Below are 14,968 nucleotides of genomic sequence, written 5' to 3'. Positions count from 1 at the left end.
CACTGGTGCTCTAGTCTGTTTCATCTGTCCCGAGATCGTCGGCACCGGCGGCTCGCTCCCACGCGGCTGTATTGCGTCGATAGGCCCAGAAGGCTCCGGCGATGACAATCGCCAGCACCGCAAGCCCTACAGCTCCGAGATTCTGGATCAAGGCGATGACGACGTATGGTATCCACAGGAAGCCATCGACAACGCTGGTGATTTGCACGGCATTTGCAGGCATCTGGAAGCCAGACGATTGGGCCGCAGCGGTAAAGAGCGGCGCAAGCGCGTTAGCGACGTAAAAGCCCACAGCCAGAGTGACAGTACCGACGATCACCATGCGGAAGACATTGCCCTTGAGAAGTGGCGCAGTCATGGCGACAAGGAACGGAATGACTGCAAGATCAGCAAACAGGATGACGCGGTTTCCGGGCAGAATGATCGACAAGATGATCGCGATCGGCACAAGTATGAGCGACGACGAGATTGCTGCGGGGTGGCCGATAAGGATGGCGGAATCGAGCCCCACCAGCAGTTCGCGATCGCCGGTACGTTTACGCACGAATTCCTGCGCTGCATCGGAAACAGGCAAAAGGCCCTCCATCAGGATTTTCACCATGCGCGGAAGCAGCAGCATGACGGCTGCCAGCGTCATGCCGGTCTGGAGCACCTTCGTGAGCACTACGCCGAAATCACCAGCATTGTAATAGGCGATGATGCCAAGCACGAGACCGATGATCAGACCGAGAATGACCGGTTCACCGAAAACACCGAAACGCCGTTCGAAGGTTTCGGTGTTGAGCTCGATCTTGTTGATCCCGGGAATGCGATCGATTATCCAATTGAGTACGATCGCAATTGGCAAAATTTGCGCCGATGCGAGATGCGGTACGGAAATGCCCGGGATCCCATAGAATTTTTGTACTGCCCTGGCGGACCAATCCGCAAACAGCAGGCAAAGCGCAACCATCAGCGCCGCGACAATCAAGCCATAGGTGAGGCTGTTGGTCGCTGCGACGGCAAGCGAGCCTATGAACGCAAAGTGCCAGAAGTTCCAAACATCGACGTTCAACGTGCGGGTAAGCCGCGTCAACAGCAGCGCGATATTGACCACGATGGCGATCGGGATGACCCATAGGCCCACCGATGATCCAAATGCGATCGCTGCGGCCGATGGCCAACCAACGTCCACAATGTCGCGATGAATGCCAGTATTGGTGACTATCGCCTTGGCGACATCCCCAATCGACGTAAGCATGAGCCCGAGAACAAGATTGATACCGATGAAGGCAACGCCGATTGTAACGGCAGCCCGGAACGCCCTGCCCGGTCTCGCCCCCAAAACCAGCGCAATGATGAAAATTACAATTGGCAACAGAACGGTCGGCCCCATTGCGTCGACGGCGGCTTTCAAGCCCGTCAAGATACTATCCATTCAATTCCTCCCCCGCAGTCCTCCTCGACCGCACATCACAGAACATTTGTATTCTGCAATGCATCAATGTGTACTCATATGCAATTTGCTAAGTCAACGCATGACTTTCGACAGAACACGGTTTGGCGAAATTCGGATCGCGAAGTTGCAGTTTTTCAACAAGTTTTAGAGGAGCTGGCTAGTCTCGGAGGAGGCGATTGCCGAATTCGACAATGATCGAGCAACAGCATTCAGGAAGCCATCGCGTGCTTCAGGCGGCTTTTGGGCCCTGGGTTCCCAAACATGCCGGGTGAAGAAAAAACTGGTCAGCCTGAACGCAGCGATGATCTCGGCAAGTGATGCTGCGCGCACGCTCGAGCTGACCATGAACGGTGGCATGGCAAGCAGCTTGTCCGCCCACGGCGCTCCAGCATCGCGTGAGACTGCACGTCCGGATTTCGGCGATACATAGGTCAGGTTTTCATCCGTGCCCGTAGAGGCGCAGCGTTTCAGATCCAGACCGAAACCCAGTTCCTCAAGCATCATCACTTCGAAGCGCACGAGCAGTTCGCCGGCAATCAATGTATCTTCACAATGTTCGAGGATGATGGCCAGCGTTTCGAACAAATTCTGATGCGGATCGCGCTCGGGAAGCAACCGCAGATGCGCGGCCGCCAGCTGTAGCCCGTAAAGCGCCACCGGCTGCTCTATCAATCGCGCAGCGGAAAAACTGACGGGCTCGACCTGCATCATGCCGAGATGTTCATCTATACGCGCGCGCCAGATGACGTCGACGCGATTACCCGCCTGCAACAACGGCTGCATGCGACGAGAACGCCCGCCCCGTACCAGTCCCATGTGGCGGCCGTGTTCGCGCGTCATCAATTCAAGGATAGCACTGGTTTCCCCGTGCCGCCTTGTTCCAAGGATGATACCCTCGTCATGCCATTCCATATAACGAGACTGGCGCTATGAGTTCGGGAATTCAAGGCCCATTTCGCGGTAACGCTCAGGGTCATTGCCCCAGTTGTCACGAACCTTGACGAAAAGGAAGAGATGCACCTTCTGATCGAGGATTTCCATCAATTCCTTGCGCGCGGCCTGGCCGATGGCTTTGATTGCTTGCCCCTCGTGTCCCAGAACAATTTTCTTCTGGCTGTCGCGCTCGACGTAGATCACCTGCTGAATGCGGACAGAACCGTCCTTCTTCTCTTCCCAGCTCTCCGTCTCGATGTGTGACGAATAGGGCAGCTCGTTATGCAGGCGCAGATAGAGCTTTTCGCGGGTGATTTCTGCTGCAAGCATGCGCATGGGCATGTCGGAGATCTGATCCTCCGGGTAATACCACGGACCTTCCGGCAAATTGTCGGCAAGGTATTTCAACAGATCCTTGCACCCATAGCCCTTCAGCGCCGAAATCATGAAGGTCTTGTCGAAATTGACCATTTCATTGGCCTTTTGCGCCAGTTCCAGGAGCTTCGGCGCCTCGATACGATCCACCTTGTTGAGGACAAGGATCACCTTGCGTTTCTTCTCATGGAGACTGCCGAGAATGGCTTCAGCCTCTTCGTCGATCCCCTGCTCCACATCGATGAGCACCAGAATAAGATCGGCATCCTTCGCACCACCCCAAGCAGTCGTGACCATTGCGCGGTCCAGACGGCGTTTCGGCTTGAAAATGCCGGGCGTATCGACGAGCACCATCTGCGTCTGCTCGTAGATCACGATCCCGCGAACCAGCGCACGCGTCGTCTGCACCTTATGGGTAACGATCGACACCTTGCTTCCGACGAGCTGGTTGACCAGCGTTGACTTGCCGGCATTCGGCGCGCCAATCAAAGCGATAAAGCCCGAGCGGGTTGGAACATCGGGCTTTGCGTCGACTTCTGTTGTCTGTTCTTGTTCGGTCATTATGGTTCTTCTTCCTGCGTCTTCTTACGAACGCCTTGACGATAAAGCAACGCAACCGCGGCTTCCTGTTCGGCAATGCGCTTCGAGCGGCCTATGCCGGTCGCGGGATCGAAGCCTTTGACATCGACCTTCACCGTAAACTGTGGATCGTGATCAGGACCTGTGCGGTCGACCACGCTGTAAATTGGTTGAGCGCCATTCTGCTGATGCGCCCATTCCTGCAATTCTGTCTTCGGATCGCGCTGCGCCGAATTGATTTCGCGCGAGCGGGCATCCCAATAGTGCTCTATAAAAGGTTGCGCCGCTTCCAGTCCGCCGTCCAGATAAATCGTGGCGATCAGCGATTCAACCACGTCGGCTCGCAAGCTTTTGAGCCGTTTGTCCGCAAGGCCCTTCACATCGGAGCCAGTACGAATGAACTCGTGCAGACCAATCTCGTCAGCAACAGACGCACAGGTATCGGCGTTGACGAGGGAATTCAGCCGTAGGGAAAGTTCTCCTTCCGTCGCCGTTGGATAGGCCCTGAATAGCAGTTCGGCAATCACAAGACCGAGAACTCGATCGCCCAGGAACTCGAGGCGCTCATAATCGGACCCGGCCGACGGGCGTGCACTTGCATGGGTAAGCGCACGCTCCAGACGGCCGACATCACGAAAAGTGTGCCTGGTTTTTTCCTCCAGTCTGCGCACGGCGTCGGCGGACAGGCTCATTGGCTCGTCAATTATTTTGGACGGAGTTTGGAGCGCCGTTGACGCTGTGCAGCAGACGGCTGAAGCGAACCTCCGAAGGCCAGCGCCAAATCTCAAGCGGGCTTGCTTTACCAGCGATCGAGAAGAAGATGATGTTGGCGCGGCCAACGAAATTCTCAAGCGGAACGTAGCCGACGTCAAAACGGCTATCGCTCGAATTGTCCCGGTTATCGCCCATCATGAAATAGTTTCCTGCTGGAACAATGAATTCGCGCGTATCGTCGCCCAGGCCGTTCGGCGTCAGGTCGAGCGTATCGTAGGTGATGCCGTTCGGCAGCGTTTCGCGATAGACGTCGACGGGCCGGTTGACCTCCGTCACGTCGGGATTGTCGATCTGGCCAACCTTCTCGCGCGGTACGGCCACATCATTGATGTAGAGCACACCACCCCGTACCTGAATCTTGTCACCCGGCAGTCCGATAACACGCTTGATGAAGTCCAGAGACGTGTCATTGGGCTTGCGGAATACGGCGATGTCACCGCGTTTCGGCTCACCGCTCCAGATGCGACCCGAAAACAGGTCTGGCGCAAAGGGAATCGAATATTTGGAATAACCGTAGGAGAATTTCGAGACGAACAGATAATCGCCTTCAAGCAAGGTTGGCCTCATAGAGCCGGATGGGATGTTGAAGGGCTGAAACAGCAACGTCCGGATGACCAGGGCGAGCAGCAGCGCCTGCACGATAACGCTGATCGTCTCACCAAGACCACCAGAATTCTTCACAACAGCTTTGTCGCTCACGTGTCTCATATCTCCAAAAATCAAATGTGCCCCCTCTTAGCCGCTGAAAGCGCGGGGAGCAATGCCGCTCAATGCCGCTCAATGCCGTTTGATTACGGCTATTCTTCGATTCTCTGCGCCTCGATAATCACAAATGCTTGTGCAAGGGGAAAATCATCGGTGATGGTCACATGAATTCGTGTGGAACAGCCGGCAGGCGTGATTGCCGACAGCCGTGCCGCCGCTCCATTTGTAAGTTGCATGGTGGGTGCGCCGCTCGGCAGGTTGACGACGCCCATGTCGCGCCAGAACACACCGCGCGACAGGCCTGTGCCGAGAGCCTTGGCGCAGGCTTCCTTCGCGGCAAAGCGTTTGGCATAGGACGCAGCACGCTGTTTGCGGCGGTCAGACTTGGCCTGTTCAATCGGAGTATATACCCGCTCGACAAAGCGACTGCCGTGCCGTTCGAGCGTCTTTTCGATACGCCTGATATCGATCAAATCGCTACCGATTCCAATGATCATGTCGGCTCGGTTGCCTTTTCCAAGCGGAATGTAGCCTTGTGCCGCCGATGCTGAAACTTTGCAACTGTCCAGCGCACCGGAAAATAGATGAGCAGCGCTGCGATGAGACCGAGCGGAACGGCGCCGATCAGCATAGGCTTGATCAGCGGTTGCCACAGAACGAGAAAATCCAGATGCCTGAGCATCGCACCGAGATGCGGTGGCAAGGGTTCTCCAGTCAGACTGCCACTCAGAACGAAGCGACCGACTTCCAGGGTCGCGGCCCAGATAAAAGGCAGAATCAAAGGGTTACCCAAGGTTGTGCCGATAACTGCTGCAGCGATGTTGCCTCCGATCAACCAGGCGATGGTCAGGGCAACAGCGATATGGACTCCGAGAAGCGGAATGAATGCGGCGAAGATGCCGCATGCAAAACCAGTCGCGATAGCGTGGGGTGTCGCTCGAAGTCTAAGGACACGCTTGCCGAAATAGCGTAAAGACCGACCGACGGAACGGCGAGGCCAAAGCGCCACGCGCAACCGTTCCCGCAGACAAGGTTCTTTACGCCTCTTGAAGAGCATTTCTATTCAAGTCCTTCTGCACCAAAGCAACGTATACTTTGAATGTGTCAAATCCGCTTTGGTTCATTTAGTTCATTCAGATGTTGCGACTACCGGGCTTAACAGGCGGAATTGCGGCAAGTTCAGGCGGAAGGTCGTCAGCAGGATAGGCCGGCACTTCATATTCCGCCAGCGCTATCAACGGTACTCCCACATCACTTTTTCCAGCGGACCGGTCGATGATACACGCTGCTGCCAGCACATTCGCACCCAACTCCTGCAGGCAAGTCACCGTTTCACGAATGGAAAGCCCTGTCGTCACGATATCTTCAACAATGACGACGCGCGCGCCCTTGGCAATCTCAAATCGACGAAGCTTGAAAATGCCATTTTCACGCTCGACCCAAATCGCAGGAACGCCCAGATGCCGCGATGTCTCGTAGGCTGGAATGATACCACCGATGGCGGGACCAACCACATAGTCAATTTGGCCAAGGCCGGCGCCCTCGATTTTCTCCGCGAGGCCGCGGCATACACGTTCGGTCTTGTCCGCATGCATGAAGACGCGTGCTTTCTGCAAAAAGATCGGGCTGCGCAGACCTGATGTCAGGATGAAATGCCCTTCCAGGACCGCCCCCGCCTCGCGAAAAACCTCTATGACTTCGTTTGTATTCATGCCGCCTCTCTATCCACTAACGCGCTGCGCATCGCTGACGCATTTGCTCTCTTTAAGTTTTGACAATATCCGATTGAGATGTTTGAGATTCCACACTTCCAGATCAACGATCATCTGCGTGAAATCCGGGGCTGTACGGACCATCGAAAGATTGTGAATGTTTGTCTCGTTCTCAGCAATGATCTGTGCAATTTCCGCTAGCGATCCCGGCGCATTGATCGCAGAAATGTTTATGCGAGCCGGAAAACGATCGCGGCGGCTCTCATCTATATCCCAGCGAACATCGATCCAACGTTCCGGCTGATCGTCATAGGCCATCAGCGCCGAGGACTGGATTGGATAGATTGTCATTCCTGCGCCCGGCTGGAGAATGCCGACGATCCGGTCGCCGGGGACCGCACCTTCAGGCGAGAAGTGCACAGGCATATCCGGGCTGGCGCCTCGGATCGGCAGGGCGTTCGGACCACCCGGCTCCAGACCAGCGGCCTCCGCACCTTCAGGCATTTTGAAGATCATTCCGGAAGTGTTGCGGAAATTCACCCAACCTTCCTCACGGTCGGGCGCACTCGGCTTGGGTTTGGCGTCCTGATACTCCGGATAGACGGCTTTCATCACGTCGGATGATGGCAATTCGCCACGGCCGACCGCAGCCAGAACATCATCGATCTCCTTGCGTGCCAGACGCGGCAGGCCCTTTTTCAATTCGTCGCGCGAATACACTTTCCCTGCCCGCTCGAACGCTCGCTCAAGTATCTGCATGCCGAGACCGGAATATTGCTTGCGCACAGCCAGCCGCGTGGCGCGGCGAATGGCAGCGCGCGCCTTACCCGTGACAACGATCGATTCCCAGGCGGCAGGCGGTGTTTGTGCCTTGGAGCGGATGATCTCCACTTCGTCGCCGTTATGAAGAACAGTCATCAGTGGCATGATGCGGCCATTGACCTTCGCGCCTACGCAGCTGTCGCCAATATTCGTGTGCACAGCGTAAGCGAAATCGATGGGTGTAGCACCGCGCGGCAATGCGATCAGGCGGCCCTTCGGCGTGAAGCAGAAGACCTGGTCCTGAAACAGTTCGAGCTTCGTGTGCTCGAGAAACTCTTCCGGATTGTCGCCTTCCGCCAGCGCCTCGATAGTCTGGCGCAACCATGCATAGGCATTGGTTTCAGTTGAAATGACATGGGGATTCTGTGCACTGCCGCGGTCCTTGTAGATCGAATGCGCCGCGACACCATATTCGGCAATGTCGTTCATCTCGCGGGTGCGGATCTGCAGTTCGACGCGCTGGCGTGATGGCCCAACGATGGTCGTATGAATTGAACGGTAATCGTTCTGCTTCGGTGTCGAGATGTAATCCTTGAACCGTCCCGGAACCATCGACCAGGTCGTGTGAATGATACCGAGCGCGTTGTAGCAATCGGCAACTGTATCCACGACGACCCGAAACCCGAAAATGTCCGATAGCTGCTCGAAGGAAAGGCCTTTGCTTTCCATCTTGCGGAACACCGACCAGGCTTTCTTCTGCCGGCTTTTGACACTGGCCTTGACGCCGTGTTTTTCGAACAGGCTGGAAAGGTCGGTTTCGATCTGCTTCAGCGTCGCCTTGTTCTTCTCCATCAACTCGGCGAGCCGATTGGTGACGGCGTTGAAGGCTTCGGGGTTGATGTAGCGGAATGCGAGCTGCTCCAGCTCCTCGCGCATGTCCTGCATACCCATGCGGCCAGCCAGCGGCGCATAGATATCCATCGTCTCCTCGGAGATGCGCAGGCGCTTGTCTTCCGGCACGTGGTGAAGCGTGCGCATATTGTGCAGGCGATCGGCGAGCTTGACGAGCAGGACGCGCACATCATCAGAGATCGCCAGCAGCAGTTTACGCAGATTTTCAGCCTGAACAGCCTTTTTCGAGACAAGATCGAGCTTTTTCAGCTTGGTCAGCCCCTCGACAAGTTTGCCAATATCCGGACCGAACAACGTGTCGATTTCCTGCCGTGTCGCCGAGGTATCCTCGATAGTGTCATGCAACAAGGCGATGGCGATTGTCGCCTCGTCGAGGTGCATGTCTGTCAGGATGGCAGCGACTTCCAGCGGGTGGGAAAAATATGGATCACCCGATGCGCGCTTCTGGTGGCCATGCTTCTGCATGGCATAGACATAGGCCTTGTTAAGCAACGCCTCGTTGACGTCAGGCTTGTAACGCTGGACACGCTCGACAAGCTCATACTGACGCATCATGGATGGGGGTCTCCGGAGTTACACACAAACAGAATTTGGTCGAAGAAGAATTGTTATGCCGTCTATATGGTTATTGCGTTACCAACACGCAAAAATAATGCGCCGCAGAGACTGCGACGCATCAAAAGAGATTTGATGTAGAGACGTTTAAACAGGTCTCTTAGTAGTCGTCGCTCTTCTCGGGGGCTACCAGCCCTTCGATACCGGCCAACAGTTCTTCTTCCGACATCGAATCGAAGGAAACATTGTCGTCAGCATCGGTCTCGACAGTCTCGGTCACATCGCTATCAGCAGTAACCTGCGGCACAGCGACTGCTTCCGGCTCATCAACTTCCACATGCTTCTGCAGCGAATGAATCAGATCTTCCTTCAGATCACCGGGTGAAAGCGTTTCTTCCGCGATTTCACGCAGAGCAACCACCGGATTTTTATCATTATCGCGATCGATAGTGATCGCTGCACCTTGCGAAATCAGGCGCGCGCGGTGACTGGCAAGCAGAACCAGCTCAAAACGGTTCTCAACCTTGTCAACGCAATCTTCAACAGTGACGCGGGCCATAAACTGCCCCTTTCATTTTTAACTGAATTAGCGGATTAATGGGGACATAACGTGCTTGCGCGCAAAAAACAAGCAAAAGCGCCGAAAGTTCGCGCTACATGGAACGAATCCGGTGCGGTACCTCACCGAATGTTGAGCACTTATGTCCAAAAACATATACAAATCTTCAATCAAGGTCTTGGCTTTTGCCGCAACCCGACGTAATTAAATATTCAACTTTCGTATAAGATCAGATCGGGCTTTGTTATTCTCCAGCTGATTTGAAATTGAAGCTCAGATTTTTGAAATGGAACCCTATTATGTTTGATCCCCGCGAAAAAATCGTCCTGTTTATCGATGGTGCAAATCTCTACGCAGCGTCCAAGGTACTCGGATTTGATATAGATTACCGCAAACTTCTCTCAGCTTTCCAGAAACGCGGCTATCTGTTGCGTGCCTATTACTATACTGCTTTAGTCGAAGACCAAGAGTATTCTTCAATTCGGCCATTGATCGATTGGCTCGACTATAATGGTTACAAGGTCGTGACCAAGCCTGCGAAAGAATTCACGGATTCTGCCGGCCGCCGCAAGATCAAGGGCAATATGGATATCGAACTTGCTGTGGATGCCATGCAACTTACTGATACGGTTGATCATTTCGTTATCTTCTCCGGCGACGGCGATTTCCGCTCGCTGGTTGAGGCGCTGCAGCGCAAAGGCCGCAAGGTCAGCGTCGTTTCGACGCTATCGACGCAGCCGCCGATGATTTCGGACGAATTGCGCCGCCAGGCCGATCACTTCATCGATCTGACATCGCTGCGGGCCGAGATCGGGCGTGAGCCGTCCGAACGTGCGCCGCGGCCGCGGGTCGAAGAAGAACAGGTTGATTATTGATCGCAACGGGTTTGAGCGTCGAACCCTCTCCCGATTGCCCCATATGTGTCCGCCTGCATGATTTCATCGCCGAATGGCGGGTGAAGGAGCCAGGCTGGCACAACGCGCCTGTGCCGACCTTCCTGCCCGTCGATGGCGTTGAATCGGTCAGGTTGCTCATCGTCGGACTGGCGCCGGGCCTGCGTGGCGCCAACCGCACGGGCCGGCCCTTCACCGGCGATTATGCGGGCGATCTCCTTTATAACACATTGAATGAATTCGGCTTTTCGCGCGGCACGTTCGCAGCGCGTCCCGACGATGGCCTGCAGCTGATCGATGCGGCCATCACCAATGCGGTTCGCTGCGTTCCGCCGGAAAACAAACCGGTTGGCGGCGAAATCAGCAATTGCCGGCGGTTTTTGACGCCGACCATCGAACAATTCGTCGATTTGCGCGCCATTGTCACGCTCGGAACCATCGCGCACCAATCGACGATACGGGCCTTCGCCCGGCCCGTTGCCAAGTTTCCCTTCAGCCATGGCGGCCAATCGGATATCGGCAATGTCCGGATCTTTTCGAGCTATCACTGCTCGCGCTACAACACCAATACCGGCCGGTTGACGACAGAGATGTTCAAGGGCGTGTTCGCAGAGGTCAGGCGCTATCTAGATGATATTGCTGGATAAAAACCTAGCCGCGCTCTTTCATCAGCCGTGATTTCTCGCGGTTCCAGTCGCGCTGCTTTTCCGTTTCGCGCTTGTCATGCAGCTTCTTGCCGCGCGCGACGGCGATCTCGAGCTTGGCCCGCCCCTGGTCGTTGAAGTAGAGTTTCAGCGGCACGACCGTCATCCCCTCACGATCCACGGATTGCGCCAGCCGCGACATTTCCCGCTTTGAAATCAACAGCTTGCGATGGCGGCGGGGCTCGTGGTTGAAGCGGTTTGCCTGCAGATACTCCGGAATATAGGAGTTGATCAGCCAGAACTCGCCATTCTCGAAACTTGCGTAACTCTCGGCAATATTCGACTGGTTGCGGCGCAGCGACTTGACCTCGGTGCCCTGCAAGACGATGCCAGCCTCCAGCGTGTCGAGAATCTCGAAATTGAAGCGCGCTTTACGGTTTTCCGCAATGATTTTGCGAACCGTGATGGGTTTTGAGGCAGTTTTTGGCTTGTTCATGCAATTTATATGGGATTCCTGATGTTCTTACGCAATTCCGATTGGTAAAACCGCGGCACACTTTTCCCGGAATTGCTCTAATTGACCAGACCGGCATGCCGCATCGCCTGATCGATACGCTCGGCGGTATGGGCCTCGACCTGCACCATCGGTGAACGGAGCGCGTCGTGCATCTTGCCAAGCTTCGCCAGCGCATATTTCGGCCCGGACGGGTTGGGCTCAAGGAACAGCGCCTTATGCAAAGGCATCAATTTATCCTGCAATAACAATGCCTTATCATACTCACCGGCCAGCGTCGCCGCCTGAAATTCCGCGCAAAGCCGCGGCGCGACATTGGACGTCACCGAGATGCAGCCATGGCCGCCATGGGCGTTGAAACCGAGCGCCGTCGCATCCTCACCGGAGAGCTGGATGAAATCTTTGCCGCAGGTGATGCGCTGTTCCGACACGCGCTCGATCTTGCCAGTCGCGTCCTTGACGCCCGCTATGTTTTTGAAATCATTGGCGAGTTTGCCCATCGTCTCCGGGGTCATGTCGATGATCGACCGGCCCGGAATGTTATAGATGATAATCGGCAGCGACACGGCTTCGGCTATCGCCGCGTAATGGGCGTAGAGGCCGCGCTGGCTCGGCTTGTTGTAATAGGGCGTGACGACGAGAATGGCGTCGGCACCGGCCTTCTCGGAAAACTCAGCCAATTCAATGGCTTCGCGCGTATTGTTGGAGCCCGCGCCCGCAATCACCGGCACGCGCCCGGCGGCTTCCTCGATGCAGACCTCAACGACGCGCTTGTGCTCCGCATGGGAAAGCGTCGGCGATTCACCGGTGGTGCCAACGGGTACCAACCCATTGGTTCCATTGTCTATTTGCCAGGAAACAAAGCCACGAAAGGCTTTCTCGTCGAACGCGCCGTCCTGATCGAAGGGCGTGACGAGAGCGGTGATTGAGCCTTTCAGCATGGGAAACTCCGAAATAATAATGATCAGCCCCCCGACCCTGTCCGGTCACGAGGTGGCGCACCATAGTCGCGCGAGCTTTTGGTTACAAGTTCCTTTTGGTGATGGAAATCATCAACTTGAGACAACTAAAATTCCCGCGCCAGTTGAAATTCTTGCGCCAGAATCGAGGTTTCTTGCATGGTATTCGCCAATGTTTGTGTGAGTTCGGCATAAGTTCGCGCCATTTGCGCATCCAGATCGCGACCCGAGCATCGCAAACATGCCAATTTCGGCCTTGGAACTGGATTCCAGGTGAAAATTAAAGAAACGATCGTTCAATTAAGTGATCGTTCATATGAAAGCGGTTTTAGCGATTTCATGCAACTCTACGTCATTGTCAGGTTGAACCTAGCGTTTTCTACGCGCAATATGCCCAAGTAACGATTTTTCCCTCTCAAGACCAGCATGCGGTGCGTTCAAGTAATGGCTTTTGCGCCCCTGAAACGCCCTTGCGTGGATAAGTCGGGACTTATCCACGGATGTTCGACTTTGGTAGGCTCTGGATGAGGGACACCATGTGCGTGGTTCGACAAGCTCACCATGAGGGAGGTAGTGGACTGCCTTAATATCGGTAGCGTCGGCGCATGGATCATCGTTTGCAGTTTTGGCTCCCTGCAATCAACCCACTTCCCTCATGGTGAGCTTCATCATAGCGAGCTTGCCGAGCTACGAACCACGCACATCGCTGAACCTGTCGAACCACCTCATGCCAACAAGTTACTTGAGAACTTCTGCCGAATGCCGCCCACAGCGCGTGAACCCGGAAGAAGGCAGCGCGGACCTATCCGCGCCGCCTCCTCCATGCGCGTCCCTCCCCGGGGACGTGCTCCCCGTCCATTTGCCGGCTCCACATATTTGCGAGGACGAAGCCGGCTGCGCCAACTATCATCAGGCACCTCCGCCAGAGCGGGATTGTGGGCACAATTTCCCGCGCAAGCGTCGATTGCCATGAGAACAGCCGCCGTTTGAACGGGGCATGCACAAAGCATTTTTGCTATTGCCAATTCATTTGGCCAAGATGGACTGGAATGAGGCCTTCCAGGGGGTGCCTTGAGCTTCCGCATGAGCGCGCTTCGGCACATTCGCGATGACCCCTCCCACAGGGTTCGGCCCTTCAGCTTTTAGCAATTCGTGGAATTGCCTCAGGACCGGCGAGCTTATGAATGTGCGTTGCCTTGCATTCGTCAATCGCCGTGATCTCATGTCACGGACTGGCCACCGCCCCCGGAGGCTCATGAACGGGCAACAACTATACTTGTGATTGTACACCCTTGTTCTGTACGTGCATAGCTACAATGATTGATTAAAGGCTTTCATGACTTATGCGTGGCCGGAATAGGGTAAGTACCTAGCTCGTTTTGTTTAAGCCTTATTTCGTGCGGTCTAATTGCCATCTCATCATAAAGGCGTATGGTTAATAGCGTTGGCTGCGGAGGTAGCAGGCCCTGGGGAGGACACCGGCCCATGCAGCCCGAACGGGGAGTGCATGATCATGCCTTCGACCTTACCACAATCCATTTTTGATCTGCTCAGCGTCTCGAATGGCGGATGGAACCGCTTGGTGACAGATCCGCCGATCGGCTTTAACAATAGCGGCAACGATGATCTTGAGTACACCAATCTTGTATCGGCGGCCCTTGCCAATGGCGGGACGGGCAACGACCGCATCCACATCACCGGCGCACTCACCCTCGCCAGTATTGTCAATGGCGGCGATGGCGAGGACCAGATATTCGGTGGTGTGGGTCTTGATGTTATCAATGGCGGCGACGGCGATGATTATATTCATGGCGGTGCGGGAGCGGACACGCTTTCCGGCGGCGCCGGGGACCTTGGCGGCACCGATACGCTGAGCTATGAGTTTTCCAATCTCGGTGTGAACGTCAATATGGCGCAGCTGAATGCGCTGGGCAATATCACCGTGAGCGGCGGCCATGCAAATGGCGATCTAGTCTCCAATGATTTCGAGAATGTCGTCGGCTCGCAATCACACGACACGATCACCGGCAATAATAACGCCAACGTCCTCGTTGGTCTGAACGGCAATGACGGGCTCTTTGGCGAGGGCGGTGATGACACGCTGATCGGCGGCAATGGCGATGATGTCCTCCTTGGCGACGATGGCGCCAATGTCCTCAACGGAGGTGCAGGCCGCGACGATTTGCGTGGGTCAACACAATCGGCGGATATAGACAGATTTGTCTACGAAAGCCCGACCGACAGTCTGCCGACCGGATTTGATACAATACGTGTGTCTATACGTGATAGAGTTGATCTATCGCAAATCGACGCTAACGGTATATCAACGGATGGCGATCAGGCCTTCGTCAAGGTCTCGGCCTTCACTGGAGCGCGTGGTCAACTCGTGGTCCAACGTAGCCTACATCAAGGTGACATACTGGTCGACATCAATGGCGATAAATCTCCAGATATGAAAATACATTGGAGCGAATACGATGAACACGGTGCCCATTGGTCCGCGAACTTCATCTTGTAATATAGTCAACCCCGCCGTATGCGGCGGCGCGCCGGCCGCTATCAAGAAGCGTTCATAATGCTGACCTGCACGAAGGAAAGCGCGCGGGGACGACCGCGTGCTTTTCAGGTTTGATTGAAACGCGCTTCCCTCTCCG

General features: G+C 55.3%; 15 protein-coding genes. 3 read left to right on the top strand and 12 right to left on the bottom strand.

Features of this window, described 5'->3' with window-relative positions:
- Positions 1-10 precede the first annotated feature (10 nt).
- From PHA01_RS03800 to rpoZ, 10 genes are all read right to left on the bottom strand, one after another.
- The gene (locus tag PHA01_RS03800; protein WP_271893443.1) at positions 11-1,417 is read right to left on the bottom strand and encodes a PTS galactitol transporter subunit IIC; all 1,407 of its coding nucleotides are present in this window, start codon (positions 1,415-1,417) and stop codon (positions 11-13) included.
- A gap of 165 nt (positions 1,418-1,582) precedes the next feature.
- Positions 1,583-2,350 (bottom strand): DNA repair protein RecO, encoded by a 768-nt coding sequence (recO, locus tag PHA01_RS03795; protein WP_271893440.1) that lies wholly within the window; start codon positions 2,348-2,350, stop codon positions 1,583-1,585.
- A gap of 15 nt (positions 2,351-2,365) precedes the next feature.
- On the bottom strand, positions 2,366-3,307 hold the full coding sequence (gene era, locus PHA01_RS03790) for a GTPase Era (RefSeq protein ID WP_271893439.1): 942 nt from the start codon (positions 3,305-3,307) through the stop codon (positions 2,366-2,368).
- A complete protein-coding gene (rnc, locus tag PHA01_RS03785) occupies positions 3,307-4,017 on the bottom strand; it encodes a ribonuclease III (protein ID WP_271893438.1) in 711 nt (236 codons plus the stop codon). The genes era and rnc overlap by 1 nt, the downstream gene beginning before the upstream one ends.
- Positions 4,018-4,024: 7 nt before the next feature.
- Positions 4,025-4,807, bottom strand: a complete 783-nt coding sequence (gene lepB, locus PHA01_RS03780; protein ID WP_271893437.1) for a signal peptidase I — start codon at positions 4,805-4,807, stop codon at positions 4,025-4,027.
- Between the two features lie 89 nt (positions 4,808-4,896).
- Positions 4,897-5,301 (bottom strand): holo-ACP synthase, encoded by a 405-nt coding sequence (gene acpS / locus PHA01_RS03775; protein ID WP_271893436.1) that lies wholly within the window; start codon positions 5,299-5,301, stop codon positions 4,897-4,899.
- The gene (locus tag PHA01_RS03770) at positions 5,298-5,861 is read right to left on the bottom strand and encodes a DUF2062 domain-containing protein (RefSeq protein WP_224505670.1); all 564 of its coding nucleotides are present in this window, start codon (positions 5,859-5,861) and stop codon (positions 5,298-5,300) included. Before PHA01_RS03770 ends, acpS begins: the two co-directional genes overlap by 4 nt.
- A gap of 76 nt (positions 5,862-5,937) precedes the next feature.
- Positions 5,938-6,516, bottom strand: a complete 579-nt coding sequence (gene pyrE / locus PHA01_RS03765; RefSeq protein ID WP_271893435.1) for an orotate phosphoribosyltransferase — start codon at positions 6,514-6,516, stop codon at positions 5,938-5,940.
- Between the two features lie 9 nt (positions 6,517-6,525).
- Positions 6,526-8,745, bottom strand: coding sequence for a RelA/SpoT family protein (locus tag PHA01_RS03760; protein ID WP_112551241.1), 2,220 nt, complete (start codon positions 8,743-8,745; stop codon positions 6,526-6,528).
- A gap of 160 nt (positions 8,746-8,905) precedes the next feature.
- Complete coding sequence (gene rpoZ / locus PHA01_RS03755; RefSeq protein WP_271893433.1) at positions 8,906-9,304, bottom strand: DNA-directed RNA polymerase subunit omega; 399 nt, start codon at positions 9,302-9,304, stop codon at positions 8,906-8,908.
- Between the two features lie 299 nt (positions 9,305-9,603).
- On the opposite strand from rpoZ, the gene PHA01_RS03750 reads away from it, so the two are divergent.
- Positions 9,604-10,179 (top strand): LabA-like NYN domain-containing protein, encoded by a 576-nt coding sequence (locus tag PHA01_RS03750; protein ID WP_112527748.1) that lies wholly within the window; start codon positions 9,604-9,606, stop codon positions 10,177-10,179.
- 11 nt (positions 10,180-10,190) lie between these two features.
- Positions 10,191-10,844 (top strand): uracil-DNA glycosylase, encoded by a 654-nt coding sequence (locus PHA01_RS03745; protein ID WP_271893930.1) that lies wholly within the window; start codon positions 10,191-10,193, stop codon positions 10,842-10,844.
- A 4-nt stretch (positions 10,845-10,848) separates the two neighbouring features.
- On the opposite strand, the gene smpB is transcribed toward PHA01_RS03745, so the two are convergent.
- Positions 10,849-11,337, bottom strand: a complete 489-nt coding sequence (smpB, locus tag PHA01_RS03740) for an SsrA-binding protein SmpB (RefSeq protein WP_112527746.1) — start codon at positions 11,335-11,337, stop codon at positions 10,849-10,851.
- A 77-nt stretch (positions 11,338-11,414) separates the two neighbouring features.
- On the bottom strand, positions 11,415-12,296 hold the full coding sequence (dapA, locus tag PHA01_RS03735; RefSeq protein WP_271893430.1) for a 4-hydroxy-tetrahydrodipicolinate synthase: 882 nt from the start codon (positions 12,294-12,296) through the stop codon (positions 11,415-11,417).
- 1,531 nt (positions 12,297-13,827) lie between these two features.
- Between dapA and PHA01_RS03730 the strand changes: the two genes are divergently transcribed.
- Entirely contained in the window at positions 13,828-14,832 is a 1,005-nt protein-coding gene (locus PHA01_RS03730; protein ID WP_271893428.1) for a M10 family metallopeptidase C-terminal domain-containing protein, read from the top strand.
- The last annotated feature ends 136 nt before the right edge of the window (positions 14,833-14,968 follow it).

The organism is Candidatus Phyllobacterium onerii (genome assembly GCF_028331445.1).
Lineage (GTDB): Bacteria > Pseudomonadota > Alphaproteobacteria > Rhizobiales > Rhizobiaceae > Phyllobacterium > Phyllobacterium onerii.
Note: the sequence above shows the minus strand (reverse complement) of the source record. Positions and strands in the feature narration are given on the sequence as shown.

Excerpts from the sequence above, each read along its gene's own strand:
- acpS (WP_271893436.1), bottom strand. The coding sequence starts at position 5,301 with ATGATCATTGGAATCGGTAGCGATTTGATCGATATCAGGCGTATCGAA.
- rpoZ (WP_271893433.1), bottom strand. The coding sequence starts at position 9,304 with ATGGCCCGCGTCACTGTTGAAGATTGCGTTGACAAGGTTGAGAACCGT.
- era (WP_271893439.1), bottom strand. The coding sequence starts at position 3,307 with ATGACCGAACAAGAACAGACAACAGAAGTCGACGCAAAGCCCGATGTT.
- pyrE (WP_271893435.1), bottom strand. The coding sequence starts at position 6,516 with ATGAATACAAACGAAGTCATAGAGGTTTTTCGCGAGGCGGGGGCGGTC.
- PHA01_RS03760 (WP_112551241.1), bottom strand. The coding sequence starts at position 8,745 with ATGATGCGTCAGTATGAGCTTGTCGAGCGTGTCCAGCGTTACAAGCCT.
- recO (WP_271893440.1), bottom strand. The coding sequence starts at position 2,350 with ATGGAATGGCATGACGAGGGTATCATCCTTGGAACAAGGCGGCACGGG.
- PHA01_RS03770 (WP_224505670.1), bottom strand. The coding sequence starts at position 5,861 with ATGCTCTTCAAGAGGCGTAAAGAACCTTGTCTGCGGGAACGGTTGCGC.
- rnc (WP_271893438.1), bottom strand. The coding sequence starts at position 4,017 with ATGAGCCTGTCCGCCGACGCCGTGCGCAGACTGGAGGAAAAAACCAGG.
- PHA01_RS03750 (WP_112527748.1), top strand. The coding sequence starts at position 9,604 with ATGTTTGATCCCCGCGAAAAAATCGTCCTGTTTATCGATGGTGCAAAT.
- PHA01_RS03730 (WP_271893428.1), top strand. The coding sequence starts at position 13,828 with ATGCCTTCGACCTTACCACAATCCATTTTTGATCTGCTCAGCGTCTCG.
- PHA01_RS03800 (WP_271893443.1), bottom strand. The coding sequence starts at position 1,417 with ATGGATAGTATCTTGACGGGCTTGAAAGCCGCCGTCGACGCAATGGGG.
- lepB (WP_271893437.1), bottom strand. The coding sequence starts at position 4,807 with ATGAGACACGTGAGCGACAAAGCTGTTGTGAAGAATTCTGGTGGTCTT.
- dapA (WP_271893430.1), bottom strand. The coding sequence starts at position 12,296 with ATGCTGAAAGGCTCAATCACCGCTCTCGTCACGCCCTTCGATCAGGAC.
- smpB (WP_112527746.1), bottom strand. The coding sequence starts at position 11,337 with ATGAACAAGCCAAAAACTGCCTCAAAACCCATCACGGTTCGCAAAATC.